Annotated in this window: 7 protein-coding genes and 2 tRNA genes; 7 read left to right on the forward strand and 2 right to left on the reverse strand. The window is 61.4% G+C overall.

Translation table 11 applies throughout. The features are described 5' to 3' along the window. The first annotated feature begins 111 nt into the window (after window positions 1–111). The 4 genes from IRI77_RS26805 to IRI77_RS26820 all read left to right on the forward strand — a co-directional run bounded on the left by IRI77_RS26805 (window position 112) and on the right by IRI77_RS26820 (window position 3,875). Window positions 112–1,290 carry a Gfo/Idh/MocA family protein gene (locus IRI77_RS26805; RefSeq protein WP_194448063.1) on the forward strand — a complete coding sequence of 393 codons (1,179 nt, stop codon included), beginning with the start codon at window positions 112–114 and terminating at the stop codon, window positions 1,288–1,290. A 142-nt stretch (window positions 1,291–1,432) separates the two neighbouring features. Beyond that, the gene (locus IRI77_RS26810) at window positions 1,433–1,903 is read left to right on the forward strand and encodes a Sec-independent protein translocase subunit TatA/TatB (RefSeq protein WP_194448064.1); all 471 of its coding nucleotides are present in this window, start codon (window positions 1,433–1,435) and stop codon (window positions 1,901–1,903) included. Window positions 1,904–1,951: 48 nt separating this feature from the next. Then, complete coding sequence (tatC, locus tag IRI77_RS26815) at window positions 1,952–3,085, forward strand: twin-arginine translocase subunit TatC (protein WP_228486333.1); 1,134 nt, start codon at window positions 1,952–1,954, stop codon at window positions 3,083–3,085. Between the two features lie 19 nt (window positions 3,086–3,104). Further along, window positions 3,105–3,875, forward strand: a complete 771-nt coding sequence (locus tag IRI77_RS26820; RefSeq protein ID WP_194448065.1) for a GntR family transcriptional regulator — start codon at window positions 3,105–3,107, stop codon at window positions 3,873–3,875. Here IRI77_RS26820 and IRI77_RS26825 read toward each other — a convergent pair whose 3' ends face one another. Then, window positions 3,876–4,553 (reverse strand): methyltransferase domain-containing protein, encoded by a 678-nt coding sequence (locus tag IRI77_RS26825; RefSeq protein WP_194448066.1) that lies wholly within the window; start codon window positions 4,551–4,553, stop codon window positions 3,876–3,878. A 72-nt stretch (window positions 4,554–4,625) separates the two neighbouring features. On the opposite strand from IRI77_RS26825, the gene IRI77_RS26830 reads away from it, so the two are divergent. Next, a tRNA-Ala gene (locus IRI77_RS26830) sits at window positions 4,626–4,701 on the forward strand. 29 nt (window positions 4,702–4,730) lie between these two features. Here the strand turns inward: IRI77_RS26830 and dut are convergent. Continuing rightward, a complete protein-coding gene (dut, locus tag IRI77_RS26835; RefSeq protein WP_194448067.1) occupies window positions 4,731–5,162 on the reverse strand; it encodes a dUTP diphosphatase in 432 nt (143 codons plus the stop codon). Window positions 5,163–5,215: 53 nt separating this feature from the next. Between dut and IRI77_RS26840 the strand changes: the two genes are divergently transcribed. After that, window positions 5,216–6,628: an FAD-dependent thymidylate synthase gene (locus IRI77_RS26840; RefSeq protein WP_228486334.1), complete on the forward strand. Its 1,413-nt coding sequence runs from the start codon at window positions 5,216–5,218 to the stop codon at window positions 6,626–6,628. Window positions 6,629–6,674: 46 nt separating this feature from the next. Next, a tRNA-Gly gene (locus IRI77_RS26845) sits at window positions 6,675–6,749 on the forward strand. Window positions 6,750–7,825: the final 1,076 nt, after the last annotated feature.

The raw sequence follows: 7,825 nt of genomic DNA on the forward strand, positions 1-7,825 counted from the left end.
GACCGCAATTTCCAGGCGGTTCGGGACCGCTGCGCCACTGGCCCGAACGGAAGCCGAAGACCTGAGCCGTGAACGATCGCAAGCAGGACAGCCCGGCAAGGAGCACTCAGTATGATCACCCGGCGTGAAGCAGCCAAGGGGGCGGCGTTGACCGCGCTCTCCTACTCGCGTGTGATGGGCGCGAACGACAGGATCGGGCTCGGTGTCATCGGTACTGGCGGCCGCGGCACCTACGTAATGACGCTGTTCCAGAAGAACTCGGACGTCGAGGTGCGGGCGCTTTGCGATGTGTACCCCGCCCGGATCGACGAGGCGCAGCAGAAGGCGCCGGGGACAAAGACCTTCGGCGCTCATGAGGATCTGCTGGCGCTGAAGGAAGTGGACGCGGTTCTGATCGGCTCGCCCGACCACTGGCACAAGGCGCACGCCGTGGACGCCATGAACGCGGGCAAGGACGTATACGTCGAGAAGCCCATGTGCCGCACGCGGGAGGAAGCTCCGCTGATGGTGAAGGCGGCGCGGATCAACGACCGGATTCTCCAGATTGGCGTGCAACAGCGCTCAGGCCCCATCTATATCGAACCGTTGGAGCTGTTCGTGCGCACGGGGAAGCTCGGGACCATCTCCCACATCGACGCGATCTGGCACGGCGGCGTGACCCGGCGCATGGTGACGGAGCCGGCCGAGAAACCCTCAAATCTGGACTGGGTCCGCTTCCTGGGTCCGGTGAAGTATCGGGACTGGGATCCGGGCCAGTACCTCAATTTCCGCGCCTACCTCGACTTCAATGGTGGGAAGATGACCGACTTCGGCCATCACTGGATGGACGTAGTCCACATGTATATGGGGGAACGGGCCCCGCGCACCGCCAGTTTCGCCGGCGGCATCTATTACGACTTCAAGGACGGCCGGACGGCTCCGGACACCTGCAACGCGCTCTTCGAGTACGACGGCTTCTCCACTCTGTTCCAGTCAAACGCGTATGGGAACCCGCCGGAGTACGGCATCACCTTCTATGGGGACAAAGGCCGGTTGTTCGTGAACAGGAACCGGTATGAATTCCTGTCGGCCGAGAAGGGTGCCCAACCGGTGGTGAAGCGCACTCCGGGGGACATCACGGCCGATCACGTACGGAACTTTCTGGATTGCTGCAAGTCGAGAAAGCACCCGAACGGGGACTGCGGAGTAGCTTCCATCTCGATTTTGCCGCCACTCCTGGCGGTGCAATCCTATGTCGAGAAACGCCAGATTCGCTTTGATCCGGACCGTTTGGAGGTCTTTCCACTGTAGGAATCAGGCGGCGAAGGGGGAGTACCCGTCCGGACGATGGTTGAGTGGGTTCCCTGGGTTCGCTATCATCTCTGGTAGATAAGGTCGAGAAGGAGTTCCCTGGATGGGTCCGCTAGGCTGGCAAGAGACCCTTGTCATATTCGTGTTGGTCCTGCTGCTCTTCGGGCCGAAGAAGTTGCCCGAGGTCGGTAAAAACATCGCCAAGGCCATCAGTGAGTTCCGCCGGGCTTCCAACGATTTGAAGGACACCTGGCAGCGCGAAATGGCCAATCTGGAGAAAGAAACTCAGGAGATCCGCAAGGAGACTGAGTCGCTCGCCCAGATTACCAACGATACGGTCAACGACACGAGTTACTACAACTACGATTCGTCGTACGACTACGGTGCCTACGGGTATCCGGAATCGGGCGATGCGTCAACAACGACAAGTACGGATTCTACCGCCGTAAGCGCTTCCGCAATTCAGGGCGCTGACAGCACCGGTGCGGCCGCCACAGAGGTGGCCGAAGCGGCTCCAAACTTGAAAGCGGCCGAAGGCGCTGTGCCCACATCCGGCACGACAGTCTCCGCGACGCCGGAAAGTTCCTCCACGGAGTCGTCGGCAGCCCGCTAGCACAAGTCCGGTCACAAATCAGGAACACGCAGTACGCGAATGCCGGAAATGCCGGATCATACCAACGACCCGCAAGAACCACGTCCGGAGCTTGACCCGGAGCACGATGGGCGTCTGACGCCCGCATCCACGTCCGGGAATCTTGACCCGTACGCCAAGGAAGATGGCCTGGCTGAAGAAGTGACGGCGGTACCGGCGGAAATCACGCCGGTGACCGCCGTTACTCCGGCGCCCGTGACTGCTGCCGCGCCTCCAGCCCCGCCCGCACCCCCAAAGACCGCAGACCCTGATGAAGACGACGAGGAAGATGACGGCATGCTGCGCATGTCCTTCCTGGAGCACCTGGAAGAGCTGCGATTCCGTCTCATTCGAGCCCTTATGGGGTTGGGCGTGGCATTTGGCGTCTGCCTGTTTTACACCGACAAACTGTGGGACGCTGTTCGCGAACCGGCCGCCAGCGCGCTGAAACAATTGGGTTTACCCGAAGATTTGGCGCAGATTACGCCCATTGAGGGTTTCAGTATTATCTGGGTGAAGATCCCTGTGATCTGCGCCTTGTTCATCGCCTCCCCGTGGATTCTGTACCAGGTTTGGGCCTTTATCGCGCCGGGCCTGTACAAGAAGGAACGAAGGCTGGCCACGCCGTTCATCTTCACGACGGCCGGCCTGTTCATCGCAGGCGGTGCTTTCGCCTACTTCGTGGCATTCCGCTTCGGCCTCGCCTTCCTGCTGGGCATCGGCGTGGGCCACGGCGTGAAGCCGGTGGTCTCGATCACCGAATATACCGATCTTTTCGTGAACGTGATCCTGGGCGTGGCCTTGGTATTTGAGCTGCCCGTCCTGATCTTCTTCCTCACCCTGCTGCGTATCGCGTCGCCAAGATTCCTGCTGGCGCACTCCCGCTACGCCATCCTGATCATTGTGATCCTGGCCGCGGTGATCACTCCGACGCCGGATGCCGTGAATCTGACGATCTTCGCGGCTCCGATGATCCTGCTGTACTTCGCCGGTGTCTTCGCCAGCCACCTGCTGGTACTCAGCCGCGAAGGCAAGAAGTTCCCATGGCATCGAGTCCTCTACGGCGTGCTGGTGCTGGCCGCGATCATCGGCGGACTGCTCTGGCTGGCCCTGACGAAATATGGGTACCATTGGCTGTGGAAGTGGCCGTTTCTGATGAAGTAGACTTCACAGTGACAATCGAATGAGCACGCAACCCGCTCGCACCCAACCCGTTCGTAGTCCACAGACGGAGCAGGGGGTGCGTGCGGTGCACCAGGAGAACACCCTGGCGCAGAAGGCTTACCGCCTGGTGAGGGAGCGCATCCTGAAGGGGGACTACCCTCCAGGCGCCGCTCTCTCCCGGCGCAGGTTGGCCGACGAGTTCGGGATGAGCCTGCTGCCGGTCGCCGAGGCGCTGCAGCGGCTGGTGAACGATGGCCTGCTGGAGAGCCGGCCTCGGGTGGGTACCCGCGTCAGGACGCCCAGCCGCGACGAGGTCAAAGACCGCTATCTCCTCCGCGAAGCGCTGGAAAGCCAGTCCGCGCGCCTGTTCGCTGAACGCGCGACGCCCAAGGACAAGGCCGAAATCCTACGCATGGCGAAGCACCTGGATCACCTCTATGCGTGCTGCGACGGGTCCGATACGGATCACGAATTCCGTCTCTCGGTGCGTGTCTACCACGTGAAATTCCACCTGCGGGTGGCCGAGATCGGCGGCTGCGCTCTGTTGCGGCAGTCGATTGAGCGCGAGCAGGATCTGCTGTTCAGTTGGCTGTCGGATACGGCGGCCCAGGTGCACCCGCTGCCGCAGAGATACCATTCCGAATTGGCGGAGGCACTCTGTTCCGGCGACATCCTGGTGGCGGATGAGGCGATCCGCCAGCACATCCGGTACGCGTTGGATGAACTGCTGAAGATCGCCTACCAGCCCAATGGCACACGCTGGCGCATGGCGCCCAAATCGGCCCGCTAACTAGCGCTTAAAGAACCAAAGCCAGAAATACTGCTGCCCGGCCCCATGCCGATAGCGCGGCTCGAAGCCGCACTTTTCCGCCATTTCCACGGCCTGCTCGTCGGAGAACGGCACACCCAGCCAGGTGTCGTCGACTTCCGTCTGCAGCGTGGGGTCGCCCTGCACCTGGAACTTGAACAACGCACCGGGGCGCAGCAACCGGCTCACTTCCGCCACGTAGTTGTAGATCACCTCGCGGCTGGGAATGTGCTGGAAGACGATGGTGGAGAAGGCGAAGTCGAAGTCGGCGACGGGGATCACCGAGAGGTCCATGCCGTTGTTCTGGTAGGCATGCGCGCCGGGGAACGGCTTCACCGCCTCAGTGGCCAGCGCGACCATTTCGCCGCTCACGTCGACAGCATGCACTTCGCCAAAGTATTTCGACAGGGCCCGGGTCACGCGGCCGGCGCCGCAGCCGATTTCCAGCACCCGCATCTGGCGCGGGTCTTTGCCCTGGCAGATGTTGGTGAGATCGGTCAGAATCTCTTCCGCGAAGGTGCGTTCACCTGAGGCGTAGAAGTCCTGATCGGTCCAGTCCGTGCGTTCGGTGTTGACATAGAAGCGGGCGTTCTCCCGGGCGCGTTCGTCCCAGTCGCGGCGCATCTTGTCGAGCGTCTGTTCCAGTTTCTGTGACTCCATAAGACTCACTTTGATTGTACCCGGCGGGCCATCCGGAAAATGACGTGGTATATTGAGAAAGACAGCACGCGTGGGCGGCTAGCTCAGTTGGGAGAGCACCGCGTTCGCAATGCGGGGGTCGAGGGTTCGAATCCCTCGCCGTCCACCAAACCCACCCTGCTGTCACCCACCGGGCCGCTACCTTCCACTGGAACCGAATCCGCCCGAACCCCGGGTCGACTCGTTCAATCCGCCCTCTTCCCACTCAATGGCCTCATAGCGGGCGATCACCATCTGCGCAATCCGGTCCCCCTTGACGATCTGATACGGAGCAGTGCCGAGATTCAGCAGGATGACCCGGATTTCGCCGCGATAGCCCGGATCAATGGTGGCCGGGGCATTCGGCAGCGTAATCGCGTGGCGCAGCGCCAGGCCACTGCGCGGTCTCAGCTGCGCTTCATACCCCGGGGGCAGTTCAATGGACAAGCCTGTGGGCACGAGCGCGGGACGATTGGGCTCCAGGACAATATCTGCCAGGGATTTCAGGTCCATGCCCGCGTCTTCCTCCGCGCCGTGCGCGTAAACGGGCAATTCGGCGTCGGCATGGAGCCGGTTAATGCGAATCTTCATGAGGTAGTCTTCGCTATCATAGCTGTTTGCCCAACGAACCAGCAGCGAGACGAGTGATCACCGTCGGGCCCATGCCGCCCGAGAAACTGGCTTATGCCCTGGCCCGCTACAGCCGGTCGCCGGACTCCATCCAACAGTCGATCGACTGGGTGAAAAGCCACGACTCCTCCAAGTTTCTGGAGAGTTTTTACTTCCAGTACGGCCACGCGTCCATCGCCGATTTGGGGCACGTGGCGCTCTCCTGGGAAGGCGTCAGTGAAATCGCCGCCATCGAGATCGAGGACGAGCAGTTGTGGGATGGCCAGGCACGGTCGTCGCGCTATCAGGATTTTTCGCGCTCCGGCTTTGTGACGCCCCCTGGGCTGGATGCGGTGCAAACGGAAACCTATCAGGCCGCCGGCCGCCGGTTGCTGGAGACTTACCGCGAGATCCACGGCCGCATGGTCGAGGCCCTCAGCGCCAAACTCCCGCGGCCGGAATCAATGAAGCCGGATGCCTATCAGCGGAACATTGCGGCCCGCGCGTTTGATGTCGCCCGCTATGTCCTCTTCCTGGGCATTCCGACTGGTGTGGGCCAGGTGACCAGCATCCGCACGTTGGAGAAACAGATCCGGCGCATGCGCAGCTCGGAGTATGGAGAAGTGCGGGCGGTAGCGGAGGAAGCGGCCCAGGCGTGCGCCGAGACCCCGCACTGTCCCTGGCGTACGGATGTCCAGGAAGAGGCTCTGGCGCCGACACTCGCCAAGTATGTCGATCCGGATCCCTACCCCGGGCAGGCCCGGGCGGACCTGGCGCAGTGGGCGGCGGAGAATCTGCCAATCGCATCGGGCGAGACGCCGCACGCGGTGGTCCTGACCAAAACGGCGGATCCTTTGGCCGACATTGCGGCCACGCTGCTGTACGCCGTGACGGACCGGCCCTTCCAGGAGTTGCACGAGACGGTCAGCGAATGGGGCCGCGCCCGCCAGGCGGAAGTCCTGGAGGTCGCCCTGCGCGCCCGGGCCCGGCGGGACGAGCTGCTGCGCGAGTTCCGGGGTGGGCCCTACGCCTTCGACATGCTGATCGACATTGGAGCCTACCGCGACATGCATCGCCACCGGCGCTGTCACCAGACGCGGCAGGCGTTCACCTGGCAGCACGGCTTCGCGGTGCCCCAGGGGCTGGTCGAGGCCGGTTTGGAATCCATCTATCGAACCGCGTTGCGGGAGGCCCAGGCAGCGGCGGAGCAACTGCCGGCCGGGACGGCACATTACCTGTTGCCGTTCGCCGCGAAAGGCCGCTTTCTGTTCAAGATGGACTTCGCCGAAGCCGAGTACATCGCCAAGCTGCGCAGCGGGGTCAAGGGCCATTTCAGCTACCGCGATGTAGCCTGGCGCATGAAGGTGGAGATGGACCGTGTGGATCCCGAACTGGGTCGCCTGATCGCCGCGACCCCGCCCTGGGTAGAGGACCCGCTGGTGCGGTAATGCGCGCTTGACCAGATCTGTTATTCTGTTGGTGTCCCTCCCATGAGCGGGAGTAATTCAGTGGTAGAATGTCAGCTTCCCAAGCTGAACGTCGCCGGTTCGATCCCGGTCTCCCGCTCCAATCCTTTCAGTGACTTACGCGAGCTCTTCCTTTGTCCGATGGCGAAAAGCGGAGTAATCGGAGTAGGAAGGTCATAAGCTTCTGATTTCGCGTGGCCTGAGTGTCAACGGCTACCTATTGATCCCTGCGTGTGCGGGCACGAAGTCATCATTATCTGATTGATAATTCGTTCTCAATGCCCGTCTGGTCTGACGACCATCCATCTGCCAGCGAGAGCGTCGGCCATCGCAAATAATCCAGCAGCCATAGTCCGATACCACCGGCACTGCGATAGCTCCGAAGGTCAAGACTGTTCACTCTATAGCCTTGGACGGCCAGAACGACCACCACCCCGGAGAAGATACTTACCGCTTCCTGCGCTTGTTAGTTGCAGACGGCGCCACTGTCTCTCGCTTGCTGGTACCGTGTTCTGAACTTCTTGCCGGTTACCGCGGCGGCCCGGTCCAGCGTGACGACCTGGTAAGGTTCTTGAACGCTCAAGACGTGATTCACGTCGACGGAGCGTGTCACCCATCGCGTCCAATATCCTTCATCTCCATTGCACGGTTTTGGGTGTCACCCCAGGTAATTGCGCGCGAAATTGGTTGCGCTTCGAAACTGTATCGGTGTGAACGATGAGCTCCCCTGTGCTGAAGCACAGAGAGTAGGCGGAAGCATCTGTTGGCGCGGTGACACCGCAGTGAATTGCGATGCCGATCAGCTCAGGTGAGGGCAACTGCTGCCAGCGGTCGAGCAGGGTAATTCAATTAAAATGGCGACTATATGTGCACCTGATTGAAGTGTAAGTTCCGTTGCAGTTCTGATCTCAGGTGGGCTGCCAGGCTTGGATCTAACTCTCGAGCAGAAGCGCGCCATCGCGGATTGTTGGCAACTCCTCGGCCCGCACAAAGCCGCCTTCAGTGCGGCAGGGCAGCCGTCAGGAATGTGTTCAGCCCCAGGAGCCTTGGCTGGATATCGCCACGAGATGTGAGCTTGAGGGGGCGCATGCAGTCCGCGAAGGCCAACCATATCACACAGTACATATTCGTGGTGTTCTGTCTCTTCGTCTCCACTAAGCGATCACCTTAGAAATAATT

It is taken from the genome of Paludibaculum fermentans (genome assembly GCF_015277775.1).
Taxonomy (GTDB): domain Bacteria; phylum Acidobacteriota; class Terriglobia; order Bryobacterales; family Bryobacteraceae; genus Paludibaculum; species Paludibaculum fermentans.